This window comes from Pedobacter sp. KBW01, from assembly GCF_003852395.1.
Classification (GTDB): domain Bacteria; phylum Bacteroidota; class Bacteroidia; order Sphingobacteriales; family Sphingobacteriaceae; genus Pedobacter.
In genome coordinates, this window is the sequence record NZ_QAJQ01000004.1 from 277,134 (window position 1) to 292,650 (window position 15,517).

The following is a 15,517-nucleotide window of genomic DNA, read 5'->3' on the forward strand; positions in this document are numbered from 1 at the left end:
TGGGTTAGTTGAACAAATTATCTTCACGGATACTGCTTTTTGCAGTTTGGTTAATTCCCCAAATTATACCGGATGTGTTCGAAGCGCATCCGGCTTTTTTATGGGGATTATTAACTAATACTAAATTTTTGTTTATCTCATTGGCACTTCATTTTAAGGTGTAACAATCAGTTTGTAGGTCGAATTTTCTTGTCTTTCGATGGTGAAGTGGATACCACTATATGCTAAAATCTTTAAGAGAACAGATAGGTTGGAGCTTCTTGATATTCCTCCGTTAAATGTTTTATTTGATATAACACCCCTGTATTCAACTTCTATATTGTACCATCGGGAAGCCTGTTTTAATATGGATTTTATATCCGCATTTTTAAATTCCAATCTTCCATTTTTCCAAGCCAAAGCAGTTTCTATATCAGCTTCTTGTACTTTGATCGCCTTATCATTGGTTATGGATTGTTGATTTGGTTTTAGAATTATTTTCTTTGACGATAGATTAGTTATTCTTACAGACCCTTCCAATAAGGTAGTAACAGTACTGCCGTCATCCTTATAATCATTTATGTTGAAATGTGTTCCTAACACCTCGGTGGTTTGTAAAGAACTTTTAACAACAAAAGGCTTAGACTTATTAGGAGAAACCTCGAAATATGCCTCCCCATTGAGTTCTACGCCTCGTTGTTTTGCATTCTCGAAAGAAATGGGGTATTTTAATGAGGATGAGGCATTCAACCAAACTTTTGTACTGTCCTGCAATATAATCTGATACTGACCACCCTTGGGAGTAGAAAAGGTTTGAATGCCCGATCGCTGTTCTAAATTACTAATAGCTGTGCCGTCTGAATAGGTTAATCCCTTAGAACTAACTATTACGGCTGTTTTGGAACCGTTTAAATTGATCGTTTTACCATTGTCCAGCGTGATACTTGCTTGGTTGCGACCTGGTGAAATATCCGAAATAATTTGTTGTTTGGCTTCTATATTGATCTTGTCAAAAATTCCCCAAGTACATACGGTAAGCAGGGTAACGGCAGCAACTGCACCAATTCCTTTCCAAAGATTTATTTTAATTGCTTGCTTTCTGGATATAGGTAATTCCTTATAGATTTGTTTACCTATCTCTGCAATCATTCCATCAGAAATATCAATTTCATGTTCATTAAAATCTAAAAATGAACTTTCTACAAGAGACTTTTCCGCCTCGGTGCACTCACCTGCATTATACCTAATGAGCAGTTGTTTAGCTTCTTCCGTATTCATTATACTGATGGGTTGATTGGAAGCTAGTACAGCAAAGGGTATGAAATCTTGAAGATTTAATTATTTTTTATTCAGCATTGCTAAAATAGTAGCAGAATATTCAGCTTAGCCTTTAGTATTTTTACAGCATTACTTATCTGATGGGAAACATTGCTTTCAGTTGTATCAAGTTTACTCGCAATTTCTTTGTTTGTAAAATGTTCCTTTCGACTTAGCATAAAAATCTCCTTCATTTTTTTTGGAAGATTTTGGATTTGCATTTCAATGTATTCAGCTAGCTGTCTTTCCCTTATCTTGTTATCGGCATAATCAGTTTTGGGCTCGGATGCTAACCCTTTAAGGACTTCTATATATTTTGCTTCAACCTTTTCATGGGCAAAAAAATTAAGCATACTCGTTTTAAGTGATATATATAAAAATTGAGATAGATTGCCGTTCTCTAAAATAGTTTCCCTCTTAAACCAGAGTTTGGTAAACAAATCTTGCACAAAATCCTTTGCCAAATCTTTATCCCTTAACTTTTTAAATGAAAAGGAAAACATCAAATAATAATACCGTTCGTAAATCTGGGTATAGGCCAAATGATCCCCATCTCTTAAAAGAGTTACTAATTGACTATCGGTAAAGGTTTGATAACCAGACATCGCCCATTATTATACTATAATGAGTTATTAATCGACGGAGCAAAAAATAGAGTGGACCCCACAGCTTTTGCAACAGGCACCGCCAGGAGCCGCTTGATCTTCCGAAGAAGACACAAGTTGACCGCAAAAGACTTAAGTGAAGCCCACTCTATTTATAAGGATCGCAAAGATACAAATATTTAGAAATGGGCTATTCACTTCATCGTCTTGTGGTCAAAACTGGCGGTTTCGTTACAAGAGATTTTGTTAATAACTCTTACTTTTTCTTACTTTCTTTGTACTTTAAAGTATCTAAAAAACACTTTAAAGTACCACTAATATAAGTAATAAAGTATAAAAATACTAATAAATATTTTCTTTTTGTACTTATTAACACTCATTTTGTTCTTATTTTAATTTGTATAGTACTATAAAGCTCATTTTTAAAAATAAAAATTTTGTAAAAATGGCTGATTGGAAAGATACCAGTACTGAAAAATTAGATCCTGCATTTGCAGCTATCAGGTCTCTTTTCCTAGATGGGACAATTGACAAAATGTATAAATTGATAAATCATAACCCTACAAAAGTTGCCCAACTTTTTAGCATGAGTTATAAAACCTTTCACGAAAAGTTAAGGGAACCTTGGAGATTTTCAGTTTTACATATCATGCTACTAGCAAATGTATTAAAAATCGATCCAGAAGTAATCAATAATGTAATACAAAAAGAAGTTGGTGCAGAGTTGAATAAAAAGCTTGAAGCATACAATGCTAAAATTAAGGCTTCAAAGCAAAAAAGCGTAAAGAAACTTTAAGATTATTGAACTTATAGGAAATGCTAAATTGACACCTTAAATTTCACTTCATTATTTTCGTATATTTTTATTTAGTGATCATTTTAGGTATTTATTTAAATAAAGACCCCAACGTATTTTAGCATTGGGGTTTTGGGGCTGGCAATATTTTTACCCCTAAGTTTGTATTATTCCATATTATCCTGACAATATTCTCCCTCAAAGGCCAGGTGTATTTTACACCCTAAACAATTTAGTTCGGCACCCAAAATTTATTACCTTTGGAAAGAGAGCGTTAATGTGCGGGGGTGAAACCAGCCTTGGTAAACCTCCGCCTTTTTAAAGTGCTCTAGTGCACCTTATCGTAATAAAAATGCGGCTATTTAAACTAAACACTTATTGGTATATCTAATTTTATTTAACTCTCCACCTAGTGGATCAAATATCTGCTTATGTCAAACTCAATCGATCTATCTAAATTAAAAATAATTCCTATATCCAATGTTATTAAAGGCCAAGTTCTGATAAATCTAGGTGAGGTTATAGAAATTGATAGCTATCCAAGCCATATTAATCTAATAATCTCCCGGTTAAATGAAAAACAGGTAGTTAAGTTTGGGAAAGAAGTATCCTTAGTAATTGTATAAATGAGGGGAAGTTAAGGGGGGGGGCTGTCATATTCTGTATGCCTCCCTTTAATAATTATATGATTATGGACGAATTTTATTACCCTGGGCTTTATCTATCGCAGGGTATACCACAAAACACGCATCTTACGATTGTCGATGTTGCAATAGTTTTTTTCTTAGGAGTATTTTTGGTGTCCTCCTTAACCTTTGTTTTAAATCAATGGTTAAAAGAACAGATAAAAGAAATGGAAGAAGATTTTCGTTTGCTTGAATTCCAGCTGCTAAATCGGAACATGACCCTCGATTGATTAAATTGCATCCTAAAATTTAAATTGAATATAAAATTTAGGATACGGATTAATTCGATAGGGTCAATATCTCAACATCTTGCAGGATATCTAATTTGGGACTTAAAATTCACTTAAAATGATAGAAAAATACAAATCAGAAATCCTACAAGCTTATGAGCAAAAAAGGGATGCAGGTGTGCTTTCACCAAATTTAATTCATTTAACACCAGCAAATATTCGTAAAGAGGCTTGTTTGCTATTAAGTGCAGGCTGTGATAACACTGATATTAGAATGTTAAAGGAGTTTTTAGATTTACCATTTAAAAACAGCTTTCAGATGTCCCATTTAGAAAGTGGGATACTGACAAATTTAGGCCACTTTGCACTTTTCTAAAGAAAAGAATTAATACCCGTGATAAAAATATTGAACTTCTTGCCTGGTTGATTGACTTTCATCCACGCCCTTTTTCAAACTTCTGGCGCTTATTCAAAGGAAAATCCGGTTCTCTTTCTGAATTATCAATAACAGAAAGTGGAATTTTGGAAGCCAACAATGAAAGGCAGCTAAATCGTTATAAACAGAATATGTTTCTGAATAACGAAACTCCTCAAAAGTCAGGTTCAAATTCCCTATTAGCAAATGAACCTTTAGAAAAGGAAGTATTAATATCTCTAGGTGTACCTATAAATGAGAAAATCAGGAGCAAAGAAATTACCTTAGAATACCCATCTGGTGTTAAATTATCGGTAGATGCTTCCGATCTATCATTGATCGCCCAACTGATAAAATTGTAAGGAAAGATTATTTTCGAGCCATTCGATATATAAAAAGTATCCAAACTCCAAATCCTACAATAAATGCAGGGAGCGGGTTTTTCATAGTTGTACCAGCCAACAATGCACCAGTACCTATAATACAAGTCAGGAAAAATAGAATTAAGTTTTTCATGATATTCAAATTTAATATTTTTATCAATTAAAACCTGCATAGTTTACTAGATGAACTATGCAGGTACAGAATATTAGGCTGCGTTTCTCACCGATGTACTTCTCTTTTGCGTTTTAAGCATCTTGGTGTCTAACCGTCTTAATAGGCTTACAACCTTAATTTGTACTTCGTCAACTATGCGCCAATCTTTTTCAATATAAATATCAGTCGTAGAATGTTCGCTATCAACGTGATTTAATGCCTGTGCTACATCGTCTTTGCTCATTCTACAAGAGTTTCGGGCAATGGTAGCAAAACTATGTCTAGCCCAATAAAGGGTAAACTCTTTGAACCCTGTTATTTTCCTTAAATCTTTCATGCCCATAGCCAAAGCTTTGTTCAATCCATTAGAATTGATGTAACGGATAGAAAGTTTTTCTATGTACTTTTCTAATAATGGTGTAGCTTCATCGATAATTTTGATACTAATAAAAGCATCATCTTTTCTTTGACCTTCCGTTTTTGAACGGTTATAATCTATTCTACCATTCCTGATATTCCCTTTTGTCAGATTATAAAAATCAACCGCATTCATTCCACATAAATAGAAAGAAAGCATATACAGCTCCTTTGCCATTTCTGCCCGACTACCTTTTTTAGTCACGCAGTCTCGTATGGTTCTAATTTGTTCCAAAGTGTTATTTCTCTTTTTAGTTAGAGGTGCAGAACCTATTTTATATTTTTTAAAAGGATAATGCTTGATCCGATAAATGCCAAGGTCTTCATTATTATACATATTTCGGGCAGCATTAAACAGAGTTCGCAAATCACGCATGTGGTTAAAGAGGCCACTATCTGACAAACCTTTACTTGTAGTTTCTTTGGTGATATTCTTCTGCCCACTTTGACGAATCATTGTTCGCTCACTTCGCAAATAACGCTCATAGGAAACAAGCATATTTGAATTGATTTCCGTTATGGAAACAGCTTCTCTTTTAAAATAGTCAATTAAGCTGTTACGTATTACGCGATGGTTATGAGCAGTACCCTTTTTTCCGTCCTTGTCGCTTTGGGCAATGTGTTCTGAGCAAAATTTGATAAAATCTACATCAGCATCTTTTTCGCGTAAATATTCGCTTAAGGATTCTACATTGAAGTAGTTGAGCTTTTCGCCAAGTTCACTAATAATTCTTCGATAGCCTTTGAGTTGTTCATCGACTAGATCATTTACAAAACTGTCCTTGATTTTTAGTTTTGCAGTTAACTGTTTCTTGACTACATAGTGAACAGTATCGAAATACTTTCTTTGACTTTTGTGATGGACGCAAATTTTCACATTGTAGGTTCCATCTGTTTTTTTGTGGTGTTCAAACACCTTGGCGCTAACGGTTGCCATAATTCTTTTAGGTTAGCACGTAAACCGTAACTATTTCGTAACGTTTTTACGCGGAGTTAAACAAAAAATTATGTAAAACCTGCTTTCAGGGGGATTCCTGAAGGCATAGCTGCTGGCAGTAACCAGCACTAGAAAAAATAAAAAACCGTCCTCAAATTTCTTTGTAGAACGGTTTTATAGTGGGCCCAGCTGGGCTCGAACCAGCGACCAAGAGATTATGAGTCTCCTACTCTAACCAACTGAGCTATAGGCCCGTACGCATTATTTCGCTACCTGCGTGAGGCAAATCTAAACAAAATTTTTAAGACCTAAACATCTTTTTTTTTCTTAAAAAATTTTTGAAAATTCTCTAAAACCTTTTCAAAATGTCAAGCTTAAAAAGCTCATTTTCAATTCTTTAGCCCGTAGATTATGAGTCTTCTACTCTAACCAGCTGAGCTATAGGCCCGGAAAAAAGCCTTAGCTTTTTTGCGAGTGCAATGTTACAAATTTGCATTCAATTTTCGAAAATGTTTTTCATTTAAAATTAAAATATTTTGCGTACAAACTCATTTTCAATTGCTTAATTTAAAAAAACAAACTGGCCTTCTGCTTTCTGCCGGGCATATTTGTTCGCACAACAAACAAAAACTTTCCATTTTGTGGATAAACAGCCTTCTATCTCTTACCAAATGCATAGCGAATAGGTTATTTTTGTAATAGATATGAATACGCCCGATCCGGACAACCAACTCCTTTTAGATTTTTTAGCCACAACCAACCAGCCTATGTTTTTAACGGGCAAGGCCGGTACTGGAAAAACCACCCTGTTGCGCAAAATCAGGGAAAACACCAAAAAAAATTATGCCGTGGTGGCTCCTACCGCTGTTGCGGCCATAAATGCGGGTGGGGTTACACTGCACTCGTTTTTTCAGATTCCTTTTGGGCCTTTGATTCCGGTTGTTGACGAAAATACAGAAGCTCCATTTAAATATTCTGAAGAGAAAACCAGACTGCTGCGCTGCCTCGATCTTTTAATTATCGATGAGATCAGTATGGTGCGTGTAGATATTATCGATTTTATTGATCGTACTTTAAAAAGAGTAAAAGGGTCGAACCGTGCTTTTGGTGGCGTACAGCTACTCATGATCGGTGATTTGTACCAACTTTCGCCCATCTTTCATGATGCCTGGCATATATTAGGCAGCTATTATCAAAGTCCTTATTTCTTCGATAGCCTGATTTTCAAATCCACTCCGATGATTACGTTTACCCTGGAAAAGGTATACCGCCAAAGCGACCCGGTGTTTCTTGATATTTTAAACGGCATGCGCGAAAACGACCTCAGTGCGCTTTTATTGGCCAAACTCAACGAACGTTACGATCCATCGTTAAACCAGGAATGGAAAGACGATTATATTACCCTTACCACACACAACCAGCTGGTAAACGAAATAAACAAAGGCTGTTTAGAAAAACTGGATGGTGAAATATTTGATTTTGATGCCGAAGTAAGTGGCGATTTCCCGAAGGATGCCTACCCTACTGATGAAAAATTGCAGCTGAAGCTTGGTGCACAGGTTATTTTTATCAAAAATGATTCGTCGGGCAAAAAGCAATATTACAACGGGAAAGCAGCCAAAGTAACAGCCATTAGCCAGGATAATATTAAAGTAGCCTTTACAGATGGTGGCCGGGAAATTGAGGTTGAAAAAGAAATCTGGCAGAATGTTAAATACAACCTCAGCGAAGAAGACAACAAAATAAACGAAAACAGTACCGGATCTTTCGCTCAATACCCTTTTAAACTGGCATGGGCCATTACCGTGCATAAAAGTCAGGGATTAACTTTTGATAAGGCCATATTAGATGTAAGCACTGCATTTACGCATGGACAGGCCTATGTTGCACTAAGCCGTTGCCGAAGTCTGGAAGGCCTGATTTTGAAATCGCCGGTGGCTGCAGAAAATATCATTACCGATGCCAAAGTAATCAGTTTTACAAAAACAAGTCACCAGGAAAAACCCTCTACTGAATTATTGGAACGCTGTAGCCAGCAATACGCCTGGGGACTAATACACGAGCTATTGGATTTTTCGCTGGTGGCCAAAGACTGGGAAAAACTCGGCCGCTCCAAACTGATTGATAAAGACGAGAAAAACGCTTTTTTAGCTTTATACGAACAAGGTAACCAACTGCTACAAAACGAAATTTTTAAAGTTGCCCGTAGCTTTATCGCAAAAGAATATGCCAAAGTTTCTACTTCGAGGCATCCAGCAGCCGAAAGCACTTTTATGGAGCGGCTGCAAAAAGCATCTGATTATTTTATTCCAAAACTGAAGCAGGTTATTGCGCTAATGGATAGGATTGTAGCCATCAATTTCTACAACGATAGCCATTCGGATAAACTATTAACCCTGCTAAAAGATTGCAAAGAAGCTTTAAATATTAAACTGGCCTTATTTAATATTTCGTGGAATCCCTTTTCGATTCAAAACTACGTTGATACCCTGCACTCCAGCAGCAATAAACAGCCAGGTGAAAAGAAGCAGGTAAAAACGAGCATCAAACCAAAAGAAATCAGCAACCCGCAGGTGTACAAAAACCTGGTTGAATGGAGAAAAACCATTGCAACACAAAGGGGAACTGCCGATCATGCTGTACTTTCTGATCTGGCGCTCCTTTCTATTGCCGAACGGATGCCACGCACAACCGACCAGCTGGCTGCATTAAAGAGTGTTGGTATTGGCAATGCCAAAGAACTTGGTCAACAAATAACCCGCATTGTTAACGCTCATTTGGGCACCAGCGAATTATTTTAAAAAAATTTATCCTGCTAAGTGTTTTTTTAATACTTTCGCAGCCCCATTTTAGTCGCCATACTTTATATCAAGCCCATGAGTAAGTTTTTATACGGAATAGATTTCGGAACAACCAATTCGGCCCTTTCTATTTATGATGAAGAAAAAAGAGAAATTGTAGATACCATCTCAATCCCTTCGTTAATTTATTTTACCGAAACCAAAAGCATGGTAGATGGCGAAAGCCATATTGTGGGTGAGAAAGCTATTGATGCTTACCTGAATGATGGCATGAAAGGGCGGTTTATCAAATCGATTAAACAAATCCTATCGCGCACTACTTTTACCGAAACCCGCATCCACAACAAACGCTATACAGCATCAGATCTGGTTACCTTAATCCTTAAAGATTTAAAAGATAAAGCCGATAAGATTATTGGCGAAGATTGCCACAGGGCCATTATTGGCCGACCGGTATTCTTCGACGACGATAATACCATGAAAGATACACTAGCACAAACAAGGCTAAAAAAGGCAGCCGAAAGTGCAGGTTTTACCCAGGTACGCTTTCAGTTCGAACCCATTGGCGCAGCCTTTGCTTACGAAAAAACCATCACTCAAAAAGAACGTGTATTGGTAGCCGATTTAGGTGGAGGAACAACAGATTTCACTTATCTGGTGCTCGACCCTGCCAAGGTGGGTAGCAAAGACCGTAAAAACGATATGATTGCTTCTGGTGGCATTTATATTGGTGGAGATAGCCTTGATTCGGCCTTTATGTGGGAAAAAGGCACACCGTATTTTGGAAAAAACACCACATACGAAGCCACGCCGGGTAAGGTGCTCAACGTACCCAAATCACTTTTTGCAAACATTTGCACCTGGGATAAGATGAATTTCTTTAATGGATTAAAAATCCAGAAAGAGATTGAAGAATATTACTACTACTCCGGCAACGACCCTAAATTCAAAAATCTGATAACCCTGATCGAAAATAACCTGGGTTATTCGCTGTTCAGATCGATCGAAAGAACGAAGATCGAGTTATCTGACCGGTCTTTATCTAACTTCGCTTATTCCAATATGGAAATCGAAATTGACGAAGATATTTCTATTGAACAGTATAACGGAATCATCGAAAAAGACATACATAAAATTGAAAATTACCTCAATCAGTTTATGGAGACCTATAAGGTTAAACCGCAGGATATTGATTGTTTGTTTTTAACTGGCGGTACCTCGATGGTTGCAGCAGTACAACAGTTGTTTAAAAACAAATTCCCGCACATCCCCCTAAACTCGGGCGACAATTTTAAAAGTGTAGCTAAGGGATTAGCCTACAGCGGTTATTTATTTGAGGATTAATACTGCAACAATTTGCTTATATTTTTCATTCTTAGGGCAAGATTGTATAATTTAGGCCTTGCAAAATTGGTGCGACTGATATATAGATGCAGCGTACAAGCCCTTACGCGTTAGGCGCTAAAGCAAATAATGTTTGAGGTCGGGAAAATCTGTTTTCTTGAAGAGATGAAATTGAAAGATGTCCATTTCTTTGCCAGACGCACCAATTTTCAATTCAACAGCGCCATCTTGCTAAACTGAAATACCGATATTCCTTTATAACGTTTAAAACTGCTGTTAAAATTAGCCGTTTGTTCAAAACCAAGCATTGTAGCTATTTCATCTACAGTATAGTCGCTATGGGTCAATAAGGCTTCGGCTTCGCGCATAATGCGGTCTTTAATTAAAACCGCCAGGCTTTTTCCCAAAACATGGTCTAAAAAGCGGTTTAGCTTGCCTGCGCTCATTCCCATTCCTTCGGCATAAAACTGAATTGACCGTTCCTGCTTATAGTACTGTTCCAAAATTGCCCTAAAACGCAGTACCTGTTGCAATTCATCGAGCGTTAAAGCTGCCAGATAACCATCTAAGCCCGCTGTATAACCTAAAAATAATGATAAGTATTGTGCCAGAAACGACAGGTCTTTTCGGGCATTAATCTCTCTCTTCAACTGATCGAGCAAACTATAGGTTTTGGCAGATTCGGAAACTTCCAAATCCCTAAAAGATAAGTTAAGGAATAAATTTTTAGCCATCGGATCTAAATGCTGCAGCAAAAACTCAGCATACAGCAAACTACTAAAACTAAGCCAATAACCCGATTTAATTTCACCTTCCAACCTAACCAAACCTTCTTCAGGAATAAAGAATATTCTTCTGTTTACCAGCATGTAATCGCCAGAATTCATACATAAAAAGCCAGTCCCCTCTTTAACAATCAGCATTCGCATAGGAAATGCCGCCAAAAGCGCACGCTCTCTCTTAAAAATTCCGCTAATTGGCTCCAGCTGTATCATATAAACTAAAAGGGGATAAACATTAGTAAGACCAGAATTACATCATCTGGTTACGCGCTAAAGATAAAATTTATCAGCATGTATGACAAATAATGCAAAAAACAATCAATCTACTGATTTATAAAGCAGTACCGAACTGGTCAATTACCTGTATGTTTATGGCAACTAATAATGCCTCGTGCATTTCAAAAGAAACAGCTAACCCAGCCTTTGGGTCAGCTCCATTTAACACCCCTGTATGGTAAAACAAAACTTCTACTCCGAATTCAGTTTTAATCTTACCAAAACCCTCTGCTTCACTATAACATCCTATTATCCCCATTTGTTTTATCATCTTAGCCTGAGCTCATTTTACAGCATAGCCTATAAAACTATGCCAAAATAATTTCAGCACTGCAACACTAGCGCCGGCATCGTAATTTGGGTAAATAAATAAGAAAGACAACTATTTTGAGCAGGTAAAATGACTCATTTTAAACACTTACCCGTCTACTAAGGATGAATTCAGGATATCAAACCCGACAAAACGCCACGCTTTAAAGAAGTAAATTACGCCAGTTTCACATTAATGGCATTGGCGCCTTTTTTGCCCTGTGCTATTTCAAACGTTACTTTATCGTTTTGTTTTACTTTATCAATCAGCCCTGTAACGTGAACAAAGACCTCTTCTCCGCTTTCGGTAATTACAAATCCAAAACCTTTAGATTCGTTAAAAAATTTTACTGTTCCTTGCATTCAATTTAGATTTTTGAACATAAACATACAAAAACTATCTCAACTATAAGCCGTTGAACCATTTTTTAATTAAAACCAGTCTTTTTCAGCGGTTGATATGCAGCTTCTCACAAACATGTTTTAACTCTGGGCTTATATTTAGCTATAGCCATGATATTTTTGGCCACTATGCCCCTTTTCGTAATCTGGGTATCAAATTCTACCGAGCTACCAACATACAAACCTTTCGCTTTACAATCTGCAATATCGAAATAAATACTTTCCGCAACCAGGAGCTGAGAAATTAGCCCAAATCTCCTTTGTTTATTATAAGCAGTAATAACTCCGGTCATACAAAATAGTTTTAATTGTTTAGCCATATAAATATAAGGTTACCAATACTGTACAGATACCGCAGTAGATATCCTGTTAAAATAAATAGATAACCCTAACAGACTAGTTGATATGCAAAGCTTGCCAATAATATCAAAATGTTAAATTTGATATACGCACAACCTACGGTTGTTAACCAAATTTAAACTATATAGTGAGCAACCTGTTAGTACTATACATCAATATATCAAAACATGAAAAAGCTAACAAAAAACAGTTCGGAAAAAGAACTAGATAACGTAAAAGAAGGCGACAATATTCAGGATGATACTGGCAAGCAGGGAGAAGTGGCCCATATCGAAATTTTAAACCGTCGTCGCGAAAAACAGTATTATTATAAACTCAAAAACGACGGCACGATCCTGGTTATTAAGCAGGGTGTGTTTTAGGTAATTTCCGGGCTTAACATACAACATTTTGTTTTTTATTTATGGTTTGTGGTGCACAAGCGATAGGCTTTTTTAGTCCAAAATTAGGCAATAAGCATTAATTTTGATACAATGTATCGATTGCATAAAATAATATACTATATTTACGCAACACACCATTAACCAAATAAATGAAAACTATTTTTACACTATTGCTATCTGCTGCTGCCCTCATTTCGGCAACAACAATTAACAAAAACACCTATCAAAGCAAAAAAACATCCTTTTTATCTTTTGATAAAACCGATACTCCTGATCAGGATCGCTTTGTAAAAGTTACCCTTGCACAGGGAGAATTTACCGAACCAACAGAAATGGCTGTTCTGCCCAACCTGGATATTTTGGTTACTCAGCGAAGGGGCGAAATACTGATTTATAAGAACCAAACCAAAAAGCTTAAAGAGGCTGGCAAACTCGATGTTTATTTTAAAACCAATGCACCCGGAGTTAACGCCGAAGAAGGCTTGCTGGGTATGGCTGCCGATCCGAAATTTGCCGTAAACAAATACGTTTACCTTTTTTACAGCCCGTTCGATAAATCGGTAAACAGATTATCTCGATTTAAACTGGTTAACGACCAGATTGTTAAAGAATCGGAAAAAATTGTTCTTGAGTTTTATTCGCAACGCGACATTTGCTGCCACACTGGTGGTTCAATTGCCTTTGGATCAGACGGATTATTGTATGTTTCTACAGGAGATAACTCCACTCCTTTTGATGCACCAAACCAAAAATTTGTAAATAAAGGCTATGCACCACTCGATAACCGGAAAGGATTTGAACAATATGATGCCAGAAGATCATCGGGAAATACGAATGATTTAAGGGGCAAAATTTTAAGGATAAAAGTTAATGAAGATGCTACTTATAGCATTCCCGATGGCAACCTTTTCCCTAAAAACGATCCTAAAAGTCGCCCCGAAATTTATGTAATGGGCAACCGGAATCCGTACCGCATTTCTGTTGATCAGAAAACCAACTTTTTATACTGGGGTGAAGTTGGTCCGGATGCCAGTGATGACGATGCATTAAGAGGCCCGAGAGGCTACGATGAAGTTAACCAGGCCCGTAAAGCCGGTAATTTTGGCTGGCCTTTATTTATTGGAAATAACTATGCATACAAAGCTTACGATTTTACCAATGGTGCAAACGGCGATGCTTTCAATCCTGCGACGCCGATTAACAATTCGCCAAACAATACAGGCTTAACCCAGCTTCCACCTACCCAACCAGCATTTATCTGGTATCCTTATGGCTTATCTAGCGAATTTCCGCAGGTTGGTGCCGGTGGGCGTACAGCTATGGCCGGTCCGGTTTATTATACTAAGCCCAATTCGCCTTATCCTGCTTATTACAACGGAAAATTGATTATTTACGAATGGGTACGTGGTTGGGTAAAAGCAGTAACCATGGATGCTGCCGGCAATTACATCAGTATGGAGCCTTTCTTGTCTAAAGTTTCGTTAGCTGCACCAATTGATATGGAACTGGGTCCGGATGGGAAACTGTATATCCTGGAATACGGAAAAGGCTGGTTCTCTAAAAACCCCGATGCAGCCATTACCCGTATAGATTACATGAAAGGAAACCGTCCGCCAAGTGTAGAAAGTTTAGATATAGCAAAAACAAGTGGTTTATTACCTTATAAATTAACAGCTACTGTTAAGGCTAAAGATCCGGATGGTGATGCGCTTAGCTACGTGTGGAACCTGGGTAAAGGAATTACTAAAACTACAACTACACCAACATTGCAATATACTTTTACCAAAGCTGGCGAATACCCGGTAAGCGTAACCGTTATGGATAAAAGTAAAGCTGCTGCCAAAAGCCAGGTTATCCCGGTTTTTGCAGGCAACGAGCATCCGGCTGTTGATATACTTTTAGCCGGAAACAAAAGTTTTTACTTCCCAAACAAAGTGATAGATTATAAAGTGCTGGTAAACGATAAAGGTGCAAAAGTTAATAATAGCCGTATTTACATCTCAAACACCTACACCCAGGGAACTGATATGGCTGGTGCGCAACTGGGTCACCAACAAGCCGCACAAACAGTAGTTGGAAAAGCATTGATGTTAAAGTCAGATTGCAGCACCTGCCATAAAGAATCGGCAGTTTCAATTGGCCCTGCCTTTGAAAGAGTTGCCGCAAAATATAAAAATGATAGTAAGGCCGTTGATTATCTGGCTTCGAAAGTAATTGGTGGCAGTCACGGTGTTTGGGGCGAGGTGCCTATGCCGGCACACAGTGCCATGAAAGAGGCTGAGGTTAAAAAGATTACCGAGTGGATTATGACTTTGGGCAACAAGGAAACGATTTCAGCTTCACTACCCACTTCTGGTAAGATTGTTCCTCCTGCTACCGTTGATAAAAAGAAATCGGTAATGACACTTAAAGCAAGTTATACTGATGCAGGTGCAAAAGGATTAAAGCCTTTAACCACTACCAACTTAATTAACCTGAGAAGCAGTGTAATTGATGCCGAGGACATTAAAGAAGTTAAAGGCTTTGAAAAGAAGGATATTTATGGTGGCGAAAAACTTGTCTTAACCCGCGATAATGGCTGGTTAGCTTTAAAAGACATCGATTTAACCGGTATTGCAAGTTTTGGTTTTTCATTTGCAAACTTAGCACCTGGCACCGAAGGTGAAATTGAAATCAGACTTGATAGTAAAGATGGGGCCGTAGTCGGGAAATCTACATTTACCAAAGCTGTACCTGTAAATCTGCTCACCGATGGAAAGCTTCACTCCCTTTATTTTATATTTAAGGGTGTAAAATCTGAAGATAAAAATAATAAGCTCGTTATTCAATCTGTAATAGTCGAGCCAAAATAAACAGCAAGCCCGGAACAACATCAAAAAGGTTTCGGGCTTTTTTATTGTAAAAAGATAGTCGTGTGTACACTTCTTTAACACAGCAATAA

The 15,517-nt window shown here is 37.4% G+C and carries 16 protein-coding genes and 2 tRNA genes; 8 read left to right on the plus strand and 10 right to left on the minus strand.

Going from position 1 to position 15,517, the window contains the following annotated elements:
- Window positions 1–153 precede the first annotated feature (153 nt).
- Both DBR40_RS04930 and DBR40_RS04935 read right to left on the minus strand, forming a co-directional pair.
- Window positions 154–1,257, minus strand: a complete 1,104-nt coding sequence (locus tag DBR40_RS04930; protein ID WP_124558646.1) for a FecR family protein — start codon at window positions 1,255–1,257, stop codon at window positions 154–156.
- 80 nt (window positions 1,258–1,337) lie between these two features.
- A complete protein-coding gene (locus DBR40_RS04935; RefSeq protein ID WP_124558647.1) occupies window positions 1,338–1,901 on the minus strand; it encodes a sigma-70 family RNA polymerase sigma factor in 564 nt (187 codons plus the stop codon).
- A gap of 445 nt (window positions 1,902–2,346) precedes the next feature.
- Between DBR40_RS04935 and DBR40_RS04940 the strand changes: the two genes are divergently transcribed.
- From DBR40_RS04940 to DBR40_RS04955, 4 genes are all read left to right on the plus strand, one after another.
- Window positions 2,347–2,697 (plus strand): hypothetical protein, encoded by a 351-nt coding sequence (locus DBR40_RS04940; RefSeq protein WP_124558648.1) that lies wholly within the window; start codon window positions 2,347–2,349, stop codon window positions 2,695–2,697.
- A 691-nt stretch (window positions 2,698–3,388) separates the two neighbouring features.
- Complete coding sequence (locus tag DBR40_RS04945; RefSeq protein ID WP_124558649.1) at window positions 3,389–3,613, plus strand: hypothetical protein; 225 nt, start codon at window positions 3,389–3,391, stop codon at window positions 3,611–3,613.
- Window positions 3,614–3,731: 118 nt separating this feature from the next.
- Window positions 3,732–3,989 carry a hypothetical protein gene (locus tag DBR40_RS04950; RefSeq protein ID WP_124558650.1) on the plus strand — a complete coding sequence of 86 codons (258 nt, stop codon included), beginning with the start codon at window positions 3,732–3,734 and terminating at the stop codon, window positions 3,987–3,989.
- Between the two features lie 47 nt (window positions 3,990–4,036).
- Window positions 4,037–4,390, plus strand: coding sequence for a hypothetical protein (locus DBR40_RS04955; RefSeq protein ID WP_124558651.1), 354 nt, complete (start codon window positions 4,037–4,039; stop codon window positions 4,388–4,390).
- Window positions 4,391–4,397: 7 nt separating this feature from the next.
- Here DBR40_RS04955 and DBR40_RS26625 read toward each other — a convergent pair whose 3' ends face one another.
- The 4 genes from DBR40_RS26625 to DBR40_RS26630 form a co-directional block, all read right to left on the minus strand.
- Window positions 4,398–4,544, minus strand: coding sequence for a hypothetical protein (locus DBR40_RS26625; protein WP_158673986.1), 147 nt, complete (start codon window positions 4,542–4,544; stop codon window positions 4,398–4,400).
- Between the two features lie 73 nt (window positions 4,545–4,617).
- On the minus strand, window positions 4,618–5,919 hold the full coding sequence (locus DBR40_RS04960) for a site-specific integrase (RefSeq protein WP_124558652.1): 1,302 nt from the start codon (window positions 5,917–5,919) through the stop codon (window positions 4,618–4,620).
- 180 nt (window positions 5,920–6,099) lie between these two features.
- Window positions 6,100–6,173: transfer RNA gene (locus DBR40_RS04965), tRNA-Ile, on the minus strand.
- A gap of 114 nt (window positions 6,174–6,287) precedes the next feature.
- A tRNA-Met gene (locus tag DBR40_RS26630) sits at window positions 6,288–6,368 on the minus strand.
- Window positions 6,369–6,623: 255 nt separating this feature from the next.
- Between DBR40_RS26630 and DBR40_RS04970 the strand changes: the two genes are divergently transcribed.
- Together DBR40_RS04970 and DBR40_RS04975 are read left to right on the plus strand one after the other, a co-directional pair.
- Window positions 6,624–8,720, plus strand: a complete 2,097-nt coding sequence (locus DBR40_RS04970; protein WP_124558653.1) for an HRDC domain-containing protein — start codon at window positions 6,624–6,626, stop codon at window positions 8,718–8,720.
- Window positions 8,721–8,795: 75 nt separating this feature from the next.
- Window positions 8,796–10,064, plus strand: coding sequence for an Hsp70 family protein (locus DBR40_RS04975; RefSeq protein WP_124558654.1), 1,269 nt, complete (start codon window positions 8,796–8,798; stop codon window positions 10,062–10,064).
- Between the two features lie 209 nt (window positions 10,065–10,273).
- Here the strand turns inward: DBR40_RS04975 and DBR40_RS04980 are convergent, their stop codons facing one another.
- From DBR40_RS04980 to DBR40_RS04995, 4 genes are all read right to left on the minus strand, one after another.
- Window positions 10,274–11,059 (minus strand): helix-turn-helix domain-containing protein, encoded by a 786-nt coding sequence (locus DBR40_RS04980; protein ID WP_124558655.1) that lies wholly within the window; start codon window positions 11,057–11,059, stop codon window positions 10,274–10,276.
- 118 nt (window positions 11,060–11,177) lie between these two features.
- Window positions 11,178–11,393 (minus strand): hypothetical protein, encoded by a 216-nt coding sequence (locus DBR40_RS04985; protein ID WP_124558656.1) that lies wholly within the window; start codon window positions 11,391–11,393, stop codon window positions 11,178–11,180.
- A 215-nt stretch (window positions 11,394–11,608) separates the two neighbouring features.
- On the minus strand, window positions 11,609–11,794 hold the full coding sequence (locus DBR40_RS04990; RefSeq protein WP_124558657.1) for a cold-shock protein: 186 nt from the start codon (window positions 11,792–11,794) through the stop codon (window positions 11,609–11,611).
- Between the two features lie 107 nt (window positions 11,795–11,901).
- On the minus strand, window positions 11,902–12,153 hold the full coding sequence (locus tag DBR40_RS04995; protein ID WP_124558658.1) for a cold shock domain-containing protein: 252 nt from the start codon (window positions 12,151–12,153) through the stop codon (window positions 11,902–11,904).
- 207 nt (window positions 12,154–12,360) lie between these two features.
- On the opposite strand from DBR40_RS04995, the gene DBR40_RS05000 reads away from it, so the two are divergent.
- Window positions 12,361–12,555, plus strand: coding sequence for a hypothetical protein (locus DBR40_RS05000; RefSeq protein WP_124558659.1), 195 nt, complete (start codon window positions 12,361–12,363; stop codon window positions 12,553–12,555).
- Between the two features lie 170 nt (window positions 12,556–12,725).
- Window positions 12,726–15,428 (plus strand): PQQ-dependent sugar dehydrogenase, encoded by a 2,703-nt coding sequence (locus DBR40_RS05005; protein ID WP_124558660.1) that lies wholly within the window; start codon window positions 12,726–12,728, stop codon window positions 15,426–15,428.
- The last annotated feature ends 89 nt before the right edge of the window (window positions 15,429–15,517 follow it).

Coding starts and splice junctions, on each gene's coding strand:
- DBR40_RS04990 (WP_124558657.1), bottom strand. CDS start 11,794: ATGCAAGGAACAGTAAAATTTTTTAACGAATCTAAAGGTTTTGGATTT.
- DBR40_RS04930 (WP_124558646.1), bottom strand. CDS start 1,257: ATGAATACGGAAGAAGCTAAACAACTGCTCATTAGGTATAATGCAGGT.
- DBR40_RS04970 (WP_124558653.1), top strand. CDS start 6,624: ATGAATACGCCCGATCCGGACAACCAACTCCTTTTAGATTTTTTAGCC.
- DBR40_RS04940 (WP_124558648.1), top strand. CDS start 2,347: ATGGCTGATTGGAAAGATACCAGTACTGAAAAATTAGATCCTGCATTT.
- DBR40_RS04985 (WP_124558656.1), bottom strand. CDS start 11,393: ATGATAAAACAAATGGGGATAATAGGATGTTATAGTGAAGCAGAGGGT.
- DBR40_RS26625 (WP_158673986.1), bottom strand. CDS start 4,544: ATGAAAAACTTAATTCTATTTTTCCTGACTTGTATTATAGGTACTGGT.
- DBR40_RS04960 (WP_124558652.1), bottom strand. CDS start 5,919: ATGGCAACCGTTAGCGCCAAGGTGTTTGAACACCACAAAAAAACAGAT.
- DBR40_RS05000 (WP_124558659.1), top strand. CDS start 12,361: ATGAAAAAGCTAACAAAAAACAGTTCGGAAAAAGAACTAGATAACGTA.
- DBR40_RS04995 (WP_124558658.1), bottom strand. CDS start 12,153: ATGGCTAAACAATTAAAACTATTTTGTATGACCGGAGTTATTACTGCT.
- DBR40_RS04950 (WP_124558650.1), top strand. CDS start 3,732: ATGATAGAAAAATACAAATCAGAAATCCTACAAGCTTATGAGCAAAAA.
- DBR40_RS04975 (WP_124558654.1), top strand. CDS start 8,796: ATGAGTAAGTTTTTATACGGAATAGATTTCGGAACAACCAATTCGGCC.
- DBR40_RS05005 (WP_124558660.1), top strand. CDS start 12,726: ATGAAAACTATTTTTACACTATTGCTATCTGCTGCTGCCCTCATTTCG.
- DBR40_RS04935 (WP_124558647.1), bottom strand. CDS start 1,901: ATGTCTGGTTATCAAACCTTTACCGATAGTCAATTAGTAACTCTTTTA.
- DBR40_RS04945 (WP_124558649.1), top strand. CDS start 3,389: ATGGACGAATTTTATTACCCTGGGCTTTATCTATCGCAGGGTATACCA.
- DBR40_RS04980 (WP_124558655.1), bottom strand. CDS start 11,059: ATGATACAGCTGGAGCCAATTAGCGGAATTTTTAAGAGAGAGCGTGCG.